Here is an 18,618-nt window from a genome sequence, read left to right on the forward strand (position 1 = left end):
CCGTCGGGAGGGTACCCGGGCTGCGCCCGGGGCCTGAACCGACTGGGCGGCAAGCCGCCCAATAACGGAATTCACCCAACGCGCTGCGCGCAGGGTCACGGGTTAGCTTGCTGCATAACGGAATCCGGAAAAAGCAAAATGATCACTTCGGAAGTGTTCATTACCAACGGAATTGGCCGAATCCAGCGGTGCGGAACCGTCCCGTTCGATCACCGCACCGCTGTTTCGTTACCTACTGGTCCTGATGGGCGCGCACCGCCGCCGCACGCAGCTGCTCCCACAGTGCCGGGTTCATCCCGTAGTTGAGAAACTGCTCGAACAGCTTCCCGAAGGAGTGCGCAGGATCGAGCGCACGGCCCACGTTCACCGCCTCACGTGCCAGCGCGGCGTGACGGCTCACCCAATGAAACACTCCGGCAAGAATGATCACCGCACCGGCGAGATCATGGGGCAGTACGGCCCCGACCTGGCGCATTACCTCGGCGGCGGCATCGGCATTGTGTGCGTCGACCCGGGCGAACAGCAGATCGCGCACCGGCACATCGTGCATCGCGGCCGCGATGATCGCGGCGTGCTCGTCCGTGACGCTGATGCCCCGCTCCCCCGCTCCAGCGGTTCCCCCCACGTACGGTGCCAACGCGAAATCGTAGGCACGGTCGGCGGCGTTCTGCGGGTCCCTAGCGGCCAGAATCACGCGCTCGCGCCCAAAACCAGCGGCCACCATAGCGGCGCGGTCTGGACCATGCTGGGCCGGTGCGAAACTCGCTCGCATCTCGGCGCGGGTCATGAGGGTGGTGGAGCCGACCACTAGTGCCTCGGCGATGATCGGGTGCGCCGCCAGATCGACCGGCATGCCCGGCTGCCCGATCAAGGACCCGGCCCCGTGCCACTGACGCACCAGACCATCGGTGAACACGAACACCGGGGTCACCGCATCGGGGCGAAGCCGCTCGAGGATCGCGCCCACCACATCACCCCGCTCGGCCGGGCCGAACACCACCGCCAGCATCGACTGGCTCTCCTCCAACGGTGCGGCGCTCTCGAGGGCGTCCAAGATGCGCCCCGACTCCCGCTCCGCATCGTCACCCAACTGGACCAGCATCACCGCCGCCGGGTGGCGGTCAAGGCTCATCACCGCCACCTCGTCGACCGGAAGATGACCGCCCAACGCGACCGCACCGGCAACAACATCGGACGGCGAAGACATACGAAAAACACTCACAGCAAACCCCTTTGGGTCGGGTGGGTGAGCTGGTCAGACTCACCCGTGGATTGGACTTACGAACACCTCAGAACCTAGCCGAAGCATCCGACAAAAACCCGCATTGAACTGCGCCTATGTCCCCGGCACACCCGGTGCCGGGGACATAGGCGCACACAGCTGTGAGCGGTCGCCGGTCGGGCGCCGGCCACCGCTCACAACAGCACTGGACTACTGGTCGGCTGCACCCTTGGCCACACGTACGGCCGCGCACAACTGGTCCCACATCGACGGGTTCAATCCGGCGTCGAGCATCTGCTCCATCACCTGACCGAAGGGGTGATCCGGGAACGCCTCGAGTCCGGCAGAGATCGCCTCCCTGGCCGCTACCGCGTCCCGACCGACCCAGAAGCTGGCCCCGGCCAAGATCAGCGGGGCAGCCGCCGGATACCGCATCGTCACGGCCGCAACCTGCCGCCACATCTCGCCCAGCGCCCGGCCATGCTCGACAGTGATGCCCGACAGCAGCGCATCCCGCACCGGCGTATGCCAGGCCGCCGCCACCAACCGCGCCGCGTGCTCATCGCTGACGCACACCCCACGAGTCTCGTACTCCTCGAGATACCGGGCGATGACATCAAGGGAGAGCTCCTCCGCCCTGAACGCGTCCTCGCGGCCCAGTCGGGTCACTTCCGCTGTGCCGGCCTCGGTGACCGCCTGTGCTTGCTCCTCGCCGAGCTGAGCCGGTGCAAACCCTGCACGGATCTCCCCACGCGTCTGCAGCCGTACCTTGCCCTCCGTCAAGGCAAGCGTCACGACCGGATGCGACGCCAGGTCGCCGGATTCCCACTCCCCCGGCAGCGGATGAAACCGCCGAGCCTGGCCCTGGAAGTAGGCGAAGACGTGTGAAACGTCCGATCGGGCGCAGCCTCGCGCAGCGCCTGCACCACCAGCTCGGCGTGGGCCGGTGAGCCGAACACCACCACCAGAAGCGCCTCGATGTCACCGACACGCTCGCGTGCGACCTCGACCCACTCCTCACGATCGGCCTCCGAAACAACCTCGGGAAGCTGGGCAAGCAACACCGTCCCGAACGCCTTCTCATCGAGCGGAGCCACCACAACCTCCGACGTAGGCAAATGCCCCGCCAAACTCACCGCCAACGCGGCCGCATCCACTGCCGAACTGATACGAATCGGTTCCATCACACAAACCCCTTTGGGTCGGTGGGTGAGCTGGTCAGACTCACCCGCTGAAATTTGGACTTACTGCACATCGAAAACTAGCCGAACCCACCGGCAAAAACACCCCCGGAACAGCGAAAACGTCCCCGGCACCCGGTGCCGGGGACGCCGGCAGATACTGACTCGGCGGCGCCCAGCGGCCGGCCGCGGCTACAGGCTGGACACCATCGAGTCACGCTCAATCAGGCTGTGCAGCTGAGCTTTTTCCAGTGCGGCATGCGCGTGAGCCGAGCAGTGCTCGCGCGCGTCCGATTGATCCACTCCGATTGCGCGTCCGGCGCCAGCGCTGACCAGTCCCGCCCGGTCAGCGTCGAGCAGTCCAGCGCCGCGACCGTCTCGATCGGCACCAGAAGGCGCCAGGCCGCCAGACGGAAGACATCGGCGAACTGAGTGTTCACCGGAGGCCACTCCGACCCAGGCATGCACTCCATAAAGGCCTGTGCTGCGGCATCTTCCACCCGTCGCGAAACCGGGTAGTGCCGTGAGCACCGAAACTCGCCACTGTGGATCTCGGATCGGAACTGATTCATGACCGGGCGTCCTCCACGTCGACAAAGGTCTCCGCCGGCTCTTTCTGAGCCTCGGCGCGGATATGGCCGCTGAGCTCGTGATACGCAACCTTGTCCGTCCAGCCCCCACCCACGATCGAGGGGATGCTCACGGTCTTCCTGTTCGCACGAACGACCCTGTACCACTGGCCGCGACGCTGAACCTGATCACCCTTCGCGATGTCATCGGGCCCGTAGTTCGTTGCTTGCCCCGATGCGATCTGCTCCGCGCGAACTCCCTCCCAATACGAGATCTGATCTGCGCGTTCCTCCATCCGAGCAATAACCGATTCCCGGTAAGCACCCTCGACCGGCGCAGTCTTCTCGACCTGCTTGACTCCCCGCACGACGAACAATGTCCGTTCGTGCCCGTCCCAAAGCCGCTGATCTGCACGCTGGCTCGCCTGCAGCGCGTCGATACGATTCTTGACCGTCTCCGGGTTGTACCGAGCCGACGTCGTCACCGCCGCCGACTCAGCCCGCCGCCGAGCCGCCTTCGCATCCTCCTCGGCAGCCACGGCCTGCTCGAGCGTGCGATGCGCGGTCTCGATAGCCCTCCGGTGTCGCCTCTCCGAATGGTGCCCCACGTGAATCGGCTCGCCACCCTCCGGAAGCGCATCGTGTGCGCGCCGGTCAGCCTCCCATGCTTGGTCGGCCTGATCGGCTCGTCGCTGTGCCTTGTCTTCGAGTGCAGCGACGCGGCCGGCCTGACGCTCAATCCGATCGGCCTCGACCTCGGCAGTTGGCCGCGCGGTGGCATCGATCTCAATCTGTACCTCGAACCCAGCAGCGCGCAACGCCGCCGCAGTGCTCTCGATCAAGTGCAACATCGGCGCCCGATCCCGGCTCCCGCGGATACCCCAGGTCCCGAGCGAACGAAACCACCGCCACCCCAGTGCTTTCAACGCCTCGTTCGTACCATCGCCGCGCGACGTCCCCTCTATCAAGGTCCCTTCGGCCGCACTATGTGAAATCGTCACCATGCCAGAACAACTCCCAAAACAAGGGGGCAGATGGTCAGTCCGCCCTTCAACAGGACAACACCGAATCTACCCCTACGCACCGTCAAAAACAGTCCTTGAACAGTGAAAACGTCCCCGGCACACCCGGTGCCGGGGACGTTTGTGTCTAGCGACTGACTGACGTTGTAACCGACTGACTATCCTCAGCGTTGAGATCGGCGTTTCCGCGGTCCAGATCCGCCCAGGGACTGCTTCCGGACGCTGTCGAGTGTCGCCCACAGCGCTTCGTTGTCCAGATCGCTTCGGTGCTTCTCGATGGCAGACACGAGCTGGTCAATCACTGCCCGAGCCGGCGGATTGAACGTCATGGCTGCCGCACCCGCCCAGGCGAGTGGCTCGTCCTCGCGCTTCAGGATCCGATCGAGCGCACCCTCACACCGGTCGAAGAACTTCTCAGTGCGCTTAGTCTGATTGTCATCCTGATCGTTGGCTTCGAGCGCTCCCTCAGCAAGATCGAGAAATTCATTGATAATCCCCGTCGCGCGGTCACGCAGCACCGGGTCGAACCCGAGAGATGACCAGAATCCGTTCCACCGCGTGCGGTAACTGCGGTCCGAACTGAGCGGCACAAGGTGATCGCGTATCAGCCGGCCGAGGCTGTTCTCGTCCAGCTCACGCAGCTGACGCGCCAAGAGTGCTGGCTTCGATGCCTCGGGCAACGGCTGCGGATCTTTTACGCGCAACCATGGGCGCGGCCCCACCGAATCGATCACGGCAGTGAGCGGCCCGACGATGACCACGAAAGATCGACCTTACGACGGTGCGCCCCCTCAGCGTTGTCATCGAGCACGATCTCCGAAAGCAGCGCCTTGGCTCGTTTCTCGACAGAGCTGGCTTCGTTGTCCATGTTCATACCCTTCTCGTTTGTCATCTCAACTCCTTCGACACAGCTAACACCGACAGATCGACTGCCGGCGCGTCGTTCGACCACACATGCGTACGACCAACAGGAAGCAACTCCGGTAGCGGGTGCAACCTCCACGGCTCGATCTCATCGAGCACTTCCTGAGCAAGCACGACACCATGGAAACGCGTCGGCACCGTCGTGACATCGACAATGGAGCCCCGGCGCCGGCACTCGTTCATCGAGCGGCCCGAACCGTTGCTGATCACAATCTGCTTCCAGGGCTTGCCAGTGATGTCAAGAATCGCCACGACGTGTGGCTCGAGCCAACCCCGCTCACGCCAAACAGGCAAAATTCCTTTGTCCTTCGGGAGAGCGATCTGGGCGATCGCCTCGCGGGCGTAGTCGGCCTGCTGCCGGCCCCGCAACTCAGACTCGGCGGCCGGCAGACGCAGCTGCTCGAGTCGACGATGTGGGACGGCCGCCAACTGTCGGTTGGAGCCGGCCAACCATCGCCTAACCGTGCGCGACGAGACATGCATAGCGTCCGCGACCGCCTGCACGTCAACACTTCCACGCGCAGTTTCGCCGTAACAGGTCCGGAGCATCGCCTCGAGACGTTTGCGTGTCCAGCGAGGCCCTCGATGGTCGACCACAACTACCGTTCCACGTCGAAGCTGTTAATTTGAAAGAACTCCCACCCACCGACGTAGTCCTGCGCTCGCGTGTTCATCCAGTCGGTCATTCCCTTGTCGCCACCGCGTTCATACGCACTCCACATCGCCTCGACCTGGTCGGGCGTCAGCGCCAAGGTGATCAGCCGATCGCGGGCATACTCGCGCGGTCCCGGACCCTGAACAGCATCGATTCTGATCTTGCCGCCGTATTTGGCCAGCGCCTTACCTTGCTTGCTGCTTCGCATAGTCGACATCGCCGCGCGACGTGCGCTCTGCGTAGATGCCGCGCGTTTGGCCTTGTGGGCTAGGGCTTTGAGGGTCTCTGCTCGTGGTTTAGCGATTCGCTGCCGACCTTCCGGGGCCAGCCAGCGTTCCACGGTGCGTCGAGAGACCCCAAGATCGCGTGCTGCGGCGGCAGTGTTGATCTCGCTCCGTTTGCCGGGCCCGTAAGCGGCAAGTAGCTGAGCCTTGAGGTTGGCGGATCCAGGTCGACCGGAAGTGTCGGCGCCTCGGCGTCCAGTCAGCTTGCCGAAGAATTCTGATTGCATCTTTCCGCGCTCAGCGCGCAGCACTTCACGCACCACTGTCTGGGCAACACGAAGTTCCTTGGCGGCTCTTACGACATTGATCTGGTTGTCCACCACAGAGCCGTAGTCCGCCAGACTGTCGGCGATCCGCGAATAGGCAGTGCGGCTGAGGGGCTTCCGTGCCATCACGAATCACTTCCCTCGCTGATATCGGCGGACATCGACTCAGCCGGTGCGATCAGATCCGACTTGCCCCGGTAGCCCTTGCCGTCCAGGTACTGCTGATGTTCAGCGAGGAGTGCGGATCCTTCCGGCTTATACTGGCCGAAACCACGTCCGAATTGCTTCGGTCCTCCAGGCCACGCCAGCTGGGGATCGGATTCATCCGACACGTAGAGCACGGTGTCCTTGGTGACTGCGACGGGCCATTGTCCGGTGTCTTCGCCGATCTGAGCAATTCGGTACATGATGTTGGCCCGCGACTTGGCGACGATGTGGTGGTGACGCTCCGGTGAATATCCTGGCCGTCCTGCCAAGTGCAAATCGGAATTGAGAATGCCGATGGTGTGCGTATAGATGACTTTGTTCTGTTCGCGAGCCAACTGCGCGTCGAGATCGTCCTTGACATCCAAAGCGGTGCGCGCATCCCGGATCCGTTCGTACCACGGGACGAGGACCCGTCCGTGATCAGGCCACACGTAGGCCTCCAGAATCTCTGGTTCGTACCCGAGACTGCTGGCACGTTCGAGGGTGGGTGTAGTCACCCACTTCGGCTCAGAAATCGACAAACCCATCGGGTTGAGAGGATTCGGAAGCCGCCAGTCCGCGCACTCGGGAATCTCCACGAGCCAGTACCCGGGGAGCTTGCGATCGAACGGCAGTCCGTTCGAATGATGCACAGGTTCGCCGATCGGAAGTTCGAGACCGGCGATTCCTGCCGCGTACGAACCGCCACGGTCGAAGGCATGGACGTAACGGCACTTCGCTTCCTCGTCAGTCAAGGTCCGTGACCAGTTGATATCCGCTTCGAAGATCTGGAACTTCTTCGCGAACTCCGCGTCCGACGATGCGAATACGCGCTTCCACTCCTTCGGCCGGGCGGCGATCATCAGGTCGATGCCCGTCGATGCCGGGCTCACAGCCCAGGGGAACCGCAGAGCACCTGCAAGCAGTGACAGGCGCCGCGCCAGAGTGGCGGGTGCCGGCGAGTCGCCAAGAATGGGCATCTCCTTGGGGTCTTGGCTCATGCCGGAGACTAGTGCCACCCAGACACCACGCGTCTCGCCCTTCCACACGCGGGTCCAAGTGCCGAGCCGGTCCCCCTCCTTGCCGCCGAGCTGCCAGCCCTCGGAGAGAGCCTCTGTGACGAACGGAGATTGTGCGGTCAGTTCCTTGATCCGGTCGTTTCGATTGCGCTTGCCCAAACTGCTGGTGTCGATTCCCACGTGCTGCGCCATCGCGTCGGTGATCCAGATCTGCCCAGGCACCGACCATTTGTCTGACGTCCACGTGCCGAGGTTCAACGTCGCTACGAGCTCCGCGACATCGCCGACATGGGTGATCGGCGCGGCAAGGTCGTGACGGGTGCCATCGGGAAGCCATGCGCCATCGACGTCGAGTACTGCCGCGGGTGCGGTGAAGGTGGTCGGTGCTTCTCCTGCTGCAGGATTCGGCGCCGGGGTCGTCGTGGTCGGCTGCTGCGTGGTCTCCGCTGTCGCGACGATGGCCGGCGTTGCTGCAGCAGTGTCAGGAGACGTCGTTTCGACGGGAGCCGACTCCAGCTCGTCCACAACCATTGGCGAAGGCTGTCCGACTGTGTCGCCGGTTGCTGCAGCTGCAGATCGGGTGGCGGCGGTGCTCTGCCACCAGCAGGGAAGGTGCATCACCAAGCCGTCGATCTGCCATCCGGCGTCCTCGCCGCCGCACAGGGCGCAGGTGGAAACCGGTGAAATCTGCACTCCATCAGCGGAATGCCCCTCGGCATCGGTCTCGATAGCCATCTCAGGCTCCTGTTCGGAATGAGAGCTGGTCAGGCTCATGACTTCGTTGGACGAATCACCCGAAGCTACGCCGGGCCCTGGACTGTTCAGATCGGCGAGCCAACCGTCGAACAGAGCCGGACCACCGGGTATATCAGGCGTGGAAGAGTCGCTGGAATCGCCGCCGGGTGTCGGGTCACTTGATCCTGCATCGCTGGTTACTTGGTCTTCCGGATCATCGCTACCGAGTAACTTGTGTAGCCGCAGTGCAACCATGCGCTGCCTGCGGTTTTCGCACTTGACCATCCGTTGCACCGTGTACCGCGGCATCCGGCCTTTCCGTTCCTCCGCGATCAGCACGCCCTCGTCATAGAGAGCCCTCAAGGCGGTACCACGATCGATCTGCAAGGTATCGGTCATCGTCTGACCAGTGGCCTTCAACACCTGTTCGAGGGCCATCGGGTCCAACAAGACTTGTGGTTGACCATCGCACGGCCGCGGGTTGGCGACGACATATCCCAACCGAACGCCTCGACCTTCCGCACGCCATCGAGGGGTGCCGTCGGATGTTTCACCCACCACACTGCGCCGCCATCCAAGACATGCAGCCATCGACCAATCCGCTGGAGCTTGCCCGGTGTCGACGTCTTCCACGTAGGCGTGACCATTTCTCAGTGCGTGTACCAACAACTCCCGTACTCGCGCACCGGTCCGCATGGGCAGATCTGGGTCAGTCGCCGCAGCAGCGGCATCAGACAAGCCCATCGTGACCAGGTCCCCGACCTGCGCGACTTCGTTCTCTGTTAACGCCCCGACATCAACAAGGAAACGTGACATCGCATGCCAGCCCGCCCACAGAGACCCCAAAGCGTCTGCCTGACGAACACTCTCGCCACTCGTGCGCAAACGCTCGCTATACCGCTCACCTTCGGCAAACGCCTCAGCGCGGACACTGTCCAACCGAGGACATAACCACTGCAGGTACGTGGCCATCAACAAGGCACGGCCATGACGGGAATGCGGAGTATCGAGTTCCTTCAAAACGTTCAGTTCGATTTCCCGCGCCTGCAACGGCACCACGAGCATCCGCTGAGCTGCAGATCCTGGCCGCGGCATGATCTCGGAGGTGACCAAAGCAGACGCGCGGGGTGGGGTTCCGTCCAGAACACCGAGACCATCACGTGTGCTTCTCGAGCGTTGCTCACCGTTGTGCACCATGCGAGCGAACTCTTCGAGCGCCTTCTGCGCAGTCCCGAAGTCTCGGGTTGGTGCGACATCGTCCGCCCAGTACAGAGCATCTTTTGCGGCGTTAAGCTTGATACGCAATGCATTCAATGTGTCGCCGTTGCCCGACATCGATGTCGCCGGTCGCCGGCGATCCCATTTCTCTCCCCAGTGGTGCATCGCCAATGACGCGAGTGATGTCTTGTAGCTGTTAGGCGATCCGACCAACGTAAGAACCCACGGGTTCGGACCCAATGCGGACCTGAATACCTGCCCAAGTAGAGCGGCCGAAACCCGCGTCGGGGTGCGTTCGAGCATCGAGCCGGAATGAAGAAGGAATGCTTCTCGGATCCTTATTGGGTCGGGCGTCGGTGCGGGAAGGTCATACATCTTCAGGGGGCCGGTCAGCAGAACGGGGGCTACCCGTCCGCCGTTCTCGTCGATGGCTCCCCCAGCATGAACGAAGAACCACTTTCCCTGATCATCGCGGCGCCACCCGGTGGAGCGGTAACGCACCACCCGTTGGATTTCGCGCCCACCTGCGCCCTTGAGTGCATCTCGCAGCTTCGCCACTCCGCTGGGGCGAGAGTCGTAGGCAGGCGGACCTGGCAAGGTATCGACCCAGCCGCAATCCCGGTACTCCTTCGCCGGGATCCGAATCCGCAGAAACTCTCGGCTCTCCGGATGGGTGTAGCCGATAACCACTGCGGTGAGTTCTTGAGGTGCGGCGGGGTTGACTTCACTCTGACCGGCCATCGCCGCTCGGCCCATCAACTCCGGCTCGTCGACGTCAATACCCGCTTCGGCAATTTCGAGATACTCCATCTCAACGATCCGGGCATCGAGGTCCAGTACGAGTTTCGCCTGTTGATCACCGCTCTTGGTCGTGACGATTTCGACCAAGTTCCCGTCAATGATCCGATACACCGGAGCGATAACATTGCGCCCCCGGATCGTGTTCAGCGGCGTAACGAGGCTTTCCGAGCCAGACCGGACCGACTGTGAATCAACTGGGCTGAGCGAGTCCTGAACCGCACCCGGTACGGGCTCAAGCTCGGGATCTTGCAGAATCGGCGGAATGGGAACTCGCGCGACATCGTGTGCCGCTCGCGCTGCAACACGCGCAGCACGCCATGCGGTCATGGCATTCTCGACCGCTTCTCCCGCCCAATCGGTGCCTTCAGCCGCGGCCTGCTGTCGAACTTTGTCCAGAAGTTCAGTCAGATCTTCGAAACGTCGCTCCGATTCGAGCGCCCAACGTTGTGCGCGTCGGAACTCTTCGTCTCCGTCCCGCCCATCTGCACGATCAGCTCTGGCGGTCGCCTCTGCCAGCGCAAGTTCGATTAGTGCTTGCTTCTCGATTACGTCGGCAGCAAAGCCGTGGGCAGCGACCTCCCCAGGCCGAACAGGGATGAGACCACCCCACGTCGAGTCGGTCAACCATTGGCCGCCATCGACGTGGTCAGTGAAATCAGATTTAGGTGCCGCCGGTGCGGACAGCAAGAGCTGGACCTGGGCACCACTGCCACCCAATAGAGATGCGAGTTCGATACCCCGCTTCCATCCGACGGAGTCGCGATCAAGCACTACGCGAACCTCAGCGCCTTCGAAAAGGTCAGCACACGAGAGAGGGAAGTTCAGTCCGCCTTGAGCATTGGTCGTGGCAACCAGTCCAAGCGACTCGGCTGTCTCGACATCCTTCTCCCCCTCGAGTAACCACACAGGCGAATGGCTCGAGATTGCCGACAGCAGTTCCGGTAGTCGATACAAGACCGGTTCAAAACCCTCCGGCTTACGCTTGCGCCGGGTCCCTGCGGCATCCACGAAAACCTGTCGGAACTGCTTGTGCCGGCCAGCTTCACAGCTCGTGCATTCCTCTCGGATCACTTCCTGCACCAAGGCACCGTCGGCTGATACGTACGGGTAGACCTTGACCCGATCCCACCGGTGTTGCGCGTCCGGTGTTACGTCTGGAAACGCGATTCGGGCGGGCAGTCGTCCTCCCTTCGGCCTACGCCGCCCAGCACCACGTTGGTGCGGAGATCGGCCTACGCGTGTGAGCGCGTCGCGACCAAACAGCGGTTCGTCGAAGAGATCGGTCATCGACAACCCCAGGCCGTCGGCGATCTTCGAGACGGGAGCTTCACAGCCGTGGCAGTGAAGCAGCACCATTCCTCCCCGATGCCCATCGACCCAGGTCACTGACATTGACGCGTGACGGTCGCCATGTATCGGGCACCGTGCCATCAGTTGGGTAGAGCCGCGTTCGGTCACCCCGCCATTGCGTTCGGCAGCAGCACGAACCCGGTCGAATGACGACATCCGGCCGTTCTCAATAGCTCCAGCAGTGATAGCAGTCACGAAGCCGCCTCAGACACACGCGCCAGGAGATCTGGCAGGCGCGGTGCGGCCCGGGTTAGTATGGGCACAGGTCCCCTCCAGGACTCGTATTTATGAACTAGGTCCCCTCCAGGACTCAGTTCGTAATCAACGGATCGAAGGACCCCCGCAGGCCGCCAAGCAGTGGGGGTCTTTCGCTATTTATGGCCAGGTCATGCCGAGATTGAAAGTTCGTTGTCGGACGAATCGCAGACCGCATAGCGCTCGTCGTGGGCCCGTAGTTTTTCCGGGTCCAACTTCTTAAGGATGTAGTCGGGGACATCCAGGTTGTACGCACGGGCCATGACGAGCAGGGCGTAGTCGCCGAGCTCAAGTCCGAGCTCTTCGGCGCGTGCTTCGTAGAAGCTGTGCTGTTGAAGGGGTGCACGAACTGATATGCACTTGCGCGTTCCCTTGTGTGGCCGTCCCATGCGATGAGCCTAAACAGAAACTGCTTCGGAAACGTCGAAGGTCGTGTTGTCGGTGTGTCGCCGTTCATCGTGCATCCCCTCACCTTCACCAAAAATCCGCTTCTGGTTAGAGGAAGATCCTTCGGCCCAACGCTGTGTGACAGATGGGAAACAAGATCTTCGTCGCCGCATCATGCCGCGGAGCATGGACTGTTTCACCAAACTCGCCCGACCGCGGTTTCAGATGAACAACTACCCCTACGTGTGACCTGCGGGGCCAATCGGTGGGGAGTGGGGGGAGTGGGAAGAAATACCTGATCAAACGGTAAAACCCACTCCCCACGGCGGTGGGGAGTGGGGTGGGGAGTGGGGTGGGGAGTGGGTTCAAAGACACCCGAAGTGCCTTCGCGTGCACCACCGATGAGCTGTCGGGAATCGACTGAGAGGTAGGCGGCGAGGTTCTACTCCCCCGTCGCCCTACCCCATCGTCACTAGCGAGACACCGTCCGAAGATGTAGCGACAAGACACCAGCAAGAAGCCGGCTCCTGGACTTCGACCCGACCACCTTCACCTGAGCGTCAAGCCAGTCCCGCTGAGCCGTCGTGAACCGGAACCACGTCTCAACGGGACCCTTGACCGCAAATGGCTCCTGATGCACGGGGATCCCGGCTGCGGATCGCCCGGCCACCGGCTGGAACAGGCTACGAAGTCCCGCGATCCCCACAGAATCGAAGGCCTCGATAACGACATCAGCGTGATCACATCTACGCTCGGCCGCGCGGCTTTGCAGTGCATCACGCGTGGCGCGATCCAGGTAAGCCGTCACGGTCACCTTCCCAATTTCCGTCGGAGGTTCGACATCATCGTCGGTGACCGGGGTCGGGTCCGGGGCCGGCTCATAAATGGGAGCCTGCTTCTCGGTGGGTGTGGGTGCGGGTGGTGGGGTTGGTTCTGGCTTACTGACCGGCTCGGAGCGAACGGGCACGGGCACCGTAGTAGTAGGCGCGGGTGATTCGGCCTGAGCTTGTGGCGGCTCCTGCGCTGCAGGCGCCTTCTCGACAGGCCGAGACTCCTCCGCGGCTGGTTCTACCTCGGTGACCGGGGTAGAGCGCCGCGGCTGGGTGGGGCTGCCAGCAGTCGGAAGGAGGCCGGCCAAACCCTCCGCTCGGTTACCTTTCGGAGCGAAAGCACTGGCAAGGCTCTTGCGACGAGGAGTGCTGGTTTCGGTCATGCCGAAGCCACCTCCTCGCTGATGGTCGACAGGCGCACGAGGATTTCGCGTGTCAGTTCTGCGTAGTCCTCGGCCAACCCGGACGCATTGCGCGAAAGTATCTGATCCGTCGGTTTGGCGCCCTTCTTCAAAGCGGCGAAACGTGCGACTTTGGCGACTTCGGTCTGCTGTTCCAGCTCATGGACCAACAAGCCCTCCCGGCGGGCATCATAGGCAGTAGATTCCATCGTCCGGATCCGGGATTCGAAGATCGGGGCGGCATCCCCGATCATCTCGTTGACGGATTGACGGATCTTCGCCGTGAGCTTGGTTGAACGCGAGCCCACACCGAACAAGCAAATACCTGCCAACTGCAGCCGCGGGTTGACAGCCGGCAGATTACGGTCTGGATCACCATCCCGTGTCGCCGAGAACTGGCCGGCAATAGTTTCCAACCCGTCGAGGCTTGCGTCGTCCGCCCTGACCGGGATGACCACAGCCTGGACGACCTCCATCAGTGCCTCCATGATGGTCAAATCACCGGGCGGAGTGTCGAAGATGATCACGTCATAGTTGTGCGCAACCTGCAGGAGCATGGCGCGAACGAGCTGTCCGAGCCGCTTACCACCCTGACGCTGCTGCCGGGAAACCATGACGGCCGCCAGGTCGAACATCGCGGGACCACCCGGCACCACATCGAGATTCTCGCGGCCCCCGACATTGTGGACGATCGGAGGCGCGGACCCTTGCAGGAGCGCGGTGAACAGTTCAGATCCGTCTCGCTTGTCGTAGCCCAGATCGCGGCACAGGTTCCCCTGGGGGTCGAAGTCACCGATCAGAACTCGGTATCCGGCGGCGGCAAGGAGTCCGCCGCAGTTGGCGGCACAGCTTGTCTTTCCCACTCCCCCCTTGCCGTTGAAGAATCCGAACGACACCGGCAGTTCCTGCTGCTCCGCAGTTGAGGTCTCGACGACATGCATGGACATGGCAGTTCTCCCATTGGACTTTGGTTGTGACGAGTGGTTCCCAGTGAAGCTAGCAGGATTCCTGGACAACTTGCTGTATGCCACGCGGGGTGAACCGTAGGTAGATCTGCGTGAGCAAACGCGTGAGATGCGACGGGGTCAACCGTATGAGGCAAGGCGGGTGGTCAAGCGTGGAGTTAAGCGTGATGACTGGCGTGCTCGTAGGTGTGTTAACACGCATGGCTACCGGTGTGAAAACAAGCGCGTAAACAGGCATGGCAATCAGCGTGAGAACAAGCATGTGAACTGGCGTAGCGCCAGGCGTGTAGTCAAGTGGGAAAACATGCGGACCTAACTGCATATAGAAACACGGGTCTTCACGCGTGTGAATTCGCCTGGAGACAAGCGGAAGACACTACGTGACGGTATGCAGTGGATAACGCGTATGAAGCCGCAAGAATAGCAACGGGACAACTTGCGTGAAGAGCTGCGTGAAGCCACGCATGATGTCACGCAGGATGCGAAGCGGGACAACCTACGTGGAAGTGGGCGTGATTAACCGCGACGGATTGCACGTGACTCCATGCCGGTAACAACGCGTGTTGGAGTGAGTGATCAGACACGGGAGGCAATGCCGGTACGTGCGCGTGAACTTGAACATGTCGTCAATGCGGGCAACACCACTGGTTGTAAGACGTGAGCAGTTACGTGCGCCGCTGCTGGTTCGAGCGCGAGGGGGTGCACCGAATCAGATGCGTGACAGGGTGCCGTAATTCGCTGCTAGGCACAGTGCGTGAGAGCGCACTGGCACCCGAGCGGAAAACTCTGCGGATCGAACGTCGAGTGCGGCACAGGGCAAATGCCCCGTCGGGATGGTCTACGCGCGTGAACGTATGGGGAATCCTTTGCGTGAACACCTGCGTGAAGAGGGCCTCTACCTGTACTGATGCGGTGTTCTGCGGGGATCACCGACGACGCCGCGCTGGCTTCGTTGGAGGTCTACCCGATGACTGAGGCCCGCCACAGTGAAGACGCCGATCGCATCGGCAATGTCCTGAGCTCGACGATGTCCGTCGAGCTCGACAACGAGATCGACCAAGGTGTCCTCGAGAATGTTCTCGGCGGCCGTGTACAGGTCCCAGAGCTGCTTGAGCTCCCAGGCCCGGATCAAAGGGTTCGAGAAGTAGAGGCCGTCGACAATCCGTTGAACCCGATCCACCTGGGTGTTTGTCCTATCTGCAGGGCTCGACCAGGTCGCGAAGTGAGAGCTGGCCGAACAGTCGTCGACTGTCGAGTCCAGTTCGATGGCGACAGCGACCCAGGAAGTTGGGCAGATGGACCGACGCGCCTGCCTTACAGCCTCTCCGAACGCGCGTTGGCAGACTGCGGCGTACTCAGTGGCAGCACGCCGGCCCAGATTCAGCTCGCGCAGATCCATCAGTGAGGTGAAGTCCTGACGCCCGTGGGTGAATTCTGTAGCCGCGAGGAGCGCCTCACTGCCACTCCATTGAAAGCGAGACTGTCTGTATTGATCGCGGTGCCAGCGCAGATCTTCGATCCACGGGCGGCCAAGCTCAAGGCCCTCACCGTTTGGCACCGTCATACGAACATGATGACATCGGGCGATAGGTGTGTCATCCATAGTTATGCAATCGTCCCAAACGTTTCTAAGGCGTAGCTCTAGCGCACAACACATAGATATCGAGCATGACAATCAAAGCCTCTAGAAAACGTGCAAATAGTGCTACGTGTCTCTCCCTTTACCGTCCAAACAGCCTCCCAATGGCGTCCCACAATCGACTATTAGTACAAGTCAACATGACTGGAACTCGTCTCATAGATCTAGCAAATCCGATGAATGACACAACTGGGAGGGTTATGGGACGCGACTGGGACGCTATTGAGGTCGATCGCAAAGCATCTGTCGATACCGCTCACGCGAAGTTGCGCTACTGTCTTCGGCGTATGTCAGTGTTGGTCTATGTTCTTCTTACAACATCACGTTTAACGTTGAAAGTGCGCCCTTCATGCACTGGTGGTCGTATGCACTGTTGGTCGAAGTAGTCCAGGGCGGGCTGTATAAAGCACATCAAGATCATTTGGGTTCGAGCGAGCGCGCCTCGCTCCCTGTTCAGCATCGGAGTACATCGTCGTGACGCAGGAACATGGTCAACCTCAAGCCACCGGGGGACACCGTCCGTTAGCTTCGACCTTTCGGTCACCGGCTGCTCGATCGGTCGAACACATCGCATCCCAGTTCATTGAGGGTGGGGAGGATTCGGGAGTTGACGAGCCGTCTCGAGAAGCGCCACCCGAACGAGGGCCCGTGGTGACGGATCCGGACAGCGGCGGGAAGTCGTCCAGCGTTCGAGTGCCGGCAAAGTGCCACGCGAAACTCGAGCAGCTTCGCGAGCAGACAGGAATGACCAACGGTCAGATCTTCATTGTCGCGATCGAGGCCACACACGACCGTCTGCCCGAGTTGCTGTATCCCGGTGGCCGAATCGGGGGAGGACTGTTCGCACCCCGTGGCATTCGCGCCAAAACGTCACGTGACGATGCCGAGACGCAGGTGACATACCGCCTATTCAAGGCCGACTTTGACGTCATCGATCAACTTGTCATCGATCTTGCCGCGAAGTCCCGGTCGCATCTGATCACAGCGGCCCTGACGGGGTACTTCTTCGGGGACGACGAACGCACACAGGCCGCAGAGTAGCGCCGACGAGCCCTACTTCTTGTTCGCGACTACCCAGACCGCGAGAACAATCATCGGAGCAACAGCGACGGGGACGGCCAGAAGTGAGTGGACGGTCGTCCCGGTCGCGGCGAAACCATCGATCGCACTGACGAGAAGGGCCGCAAGAAACCACAACCCTGCAATGTGACGACCGCGAAGGCGCCGGAGGATTCCGAGGATTCGCGGTGGGATCTGGAGATCGCGTCGGAGCATCTGTCACTCAGTTCGTCATCGGATCGACACTGGCAGTCCGGCCTGCAGCTGCGAAATGTTCGAGCGCGTCAAAGCAAGCGGCGGCCGCCTTTGCCATCTGAGCGGCGCTGTGGCGGGCGTTCCTGACCGAAATGCCCCAGAGGTTGCACGTCTGTTCCGCAGTGGGTGTGTGAGTCGGTGGGATCCCTAAAGCGCCAGCTGTCAATTGCCTGATATCAGCGCTCTGATGCCAGGTGGGGGAGAGGTTGACTTCGCCGAACAGTTGAGTGAGCAATCGCATATGTGCGTCGGGGTGGAATCCGCCGGCGATGTGCCCCTCTATGCTCCTCGCGAGAGTCCGAGACCGAGTATCGCAGTGGCGTCGTCTGTGAGCTCGCCGTGACTCGGAAAGGTGATGTTCCAGTACCCTCCGGTGCTCATGTTGATGGCAGCGATGTCCTTCACCTGGGGAATACCGTCACCGCTTCCTGACGTCGTCACGTGTGCGACGAACAGATCGCCACGGTATTCAAACGGTGAAGGGGAGCCATGGCGTGCAGGGTAGCTGCGCTTGTGTGGTATCCATTGCGCGAATGTATTCGCCGGTGCGAAGAACTCGCTTGAGCTGCGCTCGGTTCTATCATCGGAGCCAACGAACTTCTCGTTGTGCACAGGGGGCCAGCTGAAGGCGCGTGAGCCCGGCAATATTTGGTACGCCCCCGGGCCGCACTTGTCACGCGAAGCAGTCCACCATTTCGTCTGATGTGATGCGCGGGTGACGACTACCACTTCGCCAGGCTGGTATCCGGATCCGGCGAACCCACGGCTCGTCCGCTGGTACAACGGCACCGAGTGGACGGCGCAAACTCGTGCCATCCCGTCGGCCAGCCAGATTGCGAGTCCGGAAGCGGCGCCGAGCATCGGCGGACCCAGACGGCAAACCATGACCGATGCACAAGGCAGACGTATGCGCGGGATTCTATGGTTCCTGGGCAGTATTGCCGCCATCATCCTCTTGGCATCCGGAGTCGGCGTTGACGTCTCCGGAATTCAGGTCATCTTCTGGGGCTTCGTGCTCGGCATCGCCGCACTCGCAGTTCTCGTGGTCCGCGCTCTCGTCAGACTCGGCGACAGACGTCCTACCCCCGTGCACGTTGTCGTCGCGCCGGCGCCGGGTCTCACTGCTGGTTGGTACCCGGACCAGCAAGACGCGAGCCTTGTCCGGTGGCACGACGGCACACAATGGACGTTGCACACCCAACCAGCGAACAGCTAAGGCACTGTCCAAACGCCAGCTCCCGGTAGCAGCGCGGTGGGGGTGCCCAGGTAACCGGGCATACCGCCCGCTGTGAAGGCAGCGACCACCGTCCCGGATCCGGTCTGGACGACCCCCGGGGCGCTCGATCCGTAAAAGAGGTCCGCAGCGCCACTCGCGCCGGTCGATAGGTTGCGCCA

The 18,618-nt window shown here is 61.9% G+C and carries 15 protein-coding genes and 1 pseudogene; 3 read left to right on the plus strand and 13 right to left on the minus strand.

What is annotated here, in order from left to right; genetic code table 11:
• Positions 1–232: 232 nt before the first annotated feature.
• From RHA1_RS40770 to RHA1_RS40830, 13 genes are all read right to left on the minus strand, one after another.
• On the minus strand, positions 233–1,207 hold the full coding sequence (locus RHA1_RS40770) for a DUF4192 family protein (protein ID WP_011599870.1): 975 nt from the start codon (positions 1,205–1,207) through the stop codon (positions 233–235).
• 225 nt (positions 1,208–1,432) lie between these two features.
• On the minus strand, positions 1,433–2,017 hold the full coding sequence (locus RHA1_RS48040) for a DUF4192 family protein (RefSeq protein WP_011599871.1): 585 nt from the start codon (positions 2,015–2,017) through the stop codon (positions 1,433–1,435).
• Positions 2,014–2,406: a hypothetical protein gene (locus RHA1_RS40780; RefSeq protein WP_167541013.1), complete on the minus strand. Its 393-nt coding sequence runs from the start codon at positions 2,404–2,406 to the stop codon at positions 2,014–2,016. The genes RHA1_RS48040 and RHA1_RS40780 overlap by 4 nt, the downstream gene beginning before the upstream one ends.
• A gap of 221 nt (positions 2,407–2,627) precedes the next feature.
• The gene (locus tag RHA1_RS40785) at positions 2,628–2,843 is read right to left on the minus strand and encodes a hypothetical protein (RefSeq protein WP_016880451.1); all 216 of its coding nucleotides are present in this window, start codon (positions 2,841–2,843) and stop codon (positions 2,628–2,630) included.
• A gap of 128 nt (positions 2,844–2,971) precedes the next feature.
• Complete coding sequence (locus tag RHA1_RS40790) at positions 2,972–3,976, minus strand: DUF3560 domain-containing protein (RefSeq protein WP_011599874.1); 1,005 nt, start codon at positions 3,974–3,976, stop codon at positions 2,972–2,974.
• Positions 3,977–4,158: 182 nt separating this feature from the next.
• Positions 4,159–4,755, minus strand: coding sequence for a hypothetical protein (locus tag RHA1_RS40795; protein ID WP_011599875.1), 597 nt, complete (start codon positions 4,753–4,755; stop codon positions 4,159–4,161).
• Positions 4,725–4,886, minus strand: coding sequence for a hypothetical protein (locus RHA1_RS51010; protein ID WP_157180065.1), 162 nt, complete (start codon positions 4,884–4,886; stop codon positions 4,725–4,727). The genes RHA1_RS40795 and RHA1_RS51010 overlap by 31 nt, the downstream gene beginning before the upstream one ends.
• Positions 4,883–5,368 (minus strand): hypothetical protein, encoded by a 486-nt coding sequence (locus RHA1_RS40800; protein WP_337464503.1) that lies wholly within the window; start codon positions 5,366–5,368, stop codon positions 4,883–4,885. Before RHA1_RS40800 ends, RHA1_RS51010 begins: the two co-directional genes overlap by 4 nt.
• Positions 5,369–5,517: 149 nt before the next feature.
• Entirely contained in the window at positions 5,518–6,249 is a 732-nt protein-coding gene (locus RHA1_RS40805) for a hypothetical protein (RefSeq protein ID WP_011599877.1), read from the minus strand.
• Complete coding sequence (locus RHA1_RS51250) at positions 6,249–11,627, minus strand: telomere-binding protein (RefSeq protein ID WP_011599878.1); 5,379 nt, start codon at positions 11,625–11,627, stop codon at positions 6,249–6,251. Before RHA1_RS51250 ends, RHA1_RS40805 begins: the two co-directional genes overlap by 1 nt.
• 191 nt (positions 11,628–11,818) lie before the next feature.
• A complete protein-coding gene (locus RHA1_RS40815) occupies positions 11,819–12,076 on the minus strand; it encodes a hypothetical protein (protein ID WP_011599879.1) in 258 nt (85 codons plus the stop codon).
• Positions 12,077–13,283: 1,207 nt separating this feature from the next.
• On the minus strand, positions 13,284–14,252 hold the full coding sequence (locus tag RHA1_RS40825; protein WP_005574273.1) for a ParA family protein: 969 nt from the start codon (positions 14,250–14,252) through the stop codon (positions 13,284–13,286).
• A gap of 913 nt (positions 14,253–15,165) precedes the next feature.
• The gene (locus tag RHA1_RS40830) at positions 15,166–15,834 is read right to left on the minus strand and encodes a hypothetical protein (protein WP_011599882.1); all 669 of its coding nucleotides are present in this window, start codon (positions 15,832–15,834) and stop codon (positions 15,166–15,168) included.
• An 819-nt stretch (positions 15,835–16,653) separates the two neighbouring features.
• On the opposite strand from RHA1_RS40830, the gene RHA1_RS40835 reads away from it, so the two are divergent.
• The 3 genes and pseudogenes from RHA1_RS40835 to RHA1_RS52650 all read left to right on the plus strand — a co-directional run bounded on the left by RHA1_RS40835 (position 16,654) and on the right by RHA1_RS52650 (position 18,439).
• Positions 16,654–16,950: a hypothetical protein gene (locus tag RHA1_RS40835; protein WP_235214912.1), complete on the plus strand. Its 297-nt coding sequence runs from the start codon at positions 16,654–16,656 to the stop codon at positions 16,948–16,950.
• 988 nt (positions 16,951–17,938) lie between these two features.
• Positions 17,939–18,037: pseudogene (locus RHA1_RS53870) on the plus strand (DUF2510 domain-containing protein); the annotation flags it as partial.
• Between the two features lie 69 nt (positions 18,038–18,106).
• Positions 18,107–18,439 carry a DUF2510 domain-containing protein gene (locus RHA1_RS52650; RefSeq protein WP_237723821.1) on the plus strand — a complete coding sequence of 111 codons (333 nt, stop codon included), beginning with the start codon at positions 18,107–18,109 and terminating at the stop codon, positions 18,437–18,439.
• Positions 18,440–18,618: the final 179 nt, after the last annotated feature.

This window comes from Rhodococcus jostii RHA1 (assembly GCF_000014565.1).
GTDB lineage: Bacteria > Actinomycetota > Actinomycetes > Mycobacteriales > Mycobacteriaceae > Rhodococcus_F > Rhodococcus_F jostii_A.

Excerpts from the sequence above, each read along its gene's own strand:
- RHA1_RS40815 (WP_011599879.1), bottom strand. The coding sequence starts at position 12,076 with ATGGGACGGCCACACAAGGGAACGCGCAAGTGCATATCAGTTCGTGCA.
- RHA1_RS40835 (WP_235214912.1), top strand. The coding sequence starts at position 16,654 with ATGACCAACGGTCAGATCTTCATTGTCGCGATCGAGGCCACACACGAC.
- RHA1_RS51010 (WP_157180065.1), bottom strand. The coding sequence starts at position 4,886 with ATGACAAACGAGAAGGGTATGAACATGGACAACGAAGCCAGCTCTGTC.
- RHA1_RS52650 (WP_237723821.1), top strand. The coding sequence starts at position 18,107 with ATGACCGATGCACAAGGCAGACGTATGCGCGGGATTCTATGGTTCCTG.
- RHA1_RS40825 (WP_005574273.1), bottom strand. The coding sequence starts at position 14,252 with ATGTCCATGCATGTCGTCGAGACCTCAACTGCGGAGCAGCAGGAACTG.
- RHA1_RS40770 (WP_011599870.1), bottom strand. The coding sequence starts at position 1,207 with ATGTCTTCGCCGTCCGATGTTGTTGCCGGTGCGGTCGCGTTGGGCGGT.
- RHA1_RS40830 (WP_011599882.1), bottom strand. The coding sequence starts at position 15,834 with ATGACGGTGCCAAACGGTGAGGGCCTTGAGCTTGGCCGCCCGTGGATC.
- RHA1_RS40780 (WP_167541013.1), bottom strand. The coding sequence starts at position 2,406 with ATGGAACCGATTCGTATCAGTTCGGCAGTGGATGCGGCCGCGTTGGCG.
- RHA1_RS40805 (WP_011599877.1), bottom strand. The coding sequence starts at position 6,249 with ATGGCACGGAAGCCCCTCAGCCGCACTGCCTATTCGCGGATCGCCGAC.
- RHA1_RS40790 (WP_011599874.1), bottom strand. The coding sequence starts at position 3,976 with ATGGTGACGATTTCACATAGTGCGGCCGAAGGGACCTTGATAGAGGGG.